The following is a 369-nucleotide window of genomic DNA, read 5'->3' as shown; positions in this document are numbered from 1 at the left end:
GTCGCTGCTCGAACCGAGCTGCTTGGTGATGACGTCGAGCTTCTCCCTCAGGCGCTGCAGGATCTCCTCGTCGCGGGTGTCAGCCAGGTACAGGTAGCTGATCTCCACGATGTGCTGCTGGCCGTACCGGTCCACTCGGCCGTTGCGCTGCTCCAGGCGGTTCGGGTTCCACGGCAGCTCGTAGTGCACGACGACGTGGCAGGCACCCTGGAGATTGAGGCCTTCGCCCGCGGCGTCCGTGGCGAGCAGTATCGCGCCCGGGGTGGCGGCGAACCGTTCGAGGACTTCGCGACGCTTGGCCAGCGGTACCGTGCCGTCGATCCGCAGGATCGGCCCGAGGGCGAGGTTCTCCTCCAGGTAGTCCAGAGT

General features: G+C 66.9%; 1 protein-coding gene. It reads right to left on the bottom strand.

Translation table 11 applies throughout. The features are described 5' to 3' along the window. On the bottom strand, nt 1-369 hold a 369-nt coding region (locus AC1DSF_RS31405), incomplete at both ends, for a C-terminal helicase domain-containing protein (RefSeq protein ID WP_478184215.1).

Source organism: Variovorax sp. 01N429, assembly GCF_056399425.1.
This window is presented reverse-complemented; position numbering and strand designations above follow the sequence as displayed.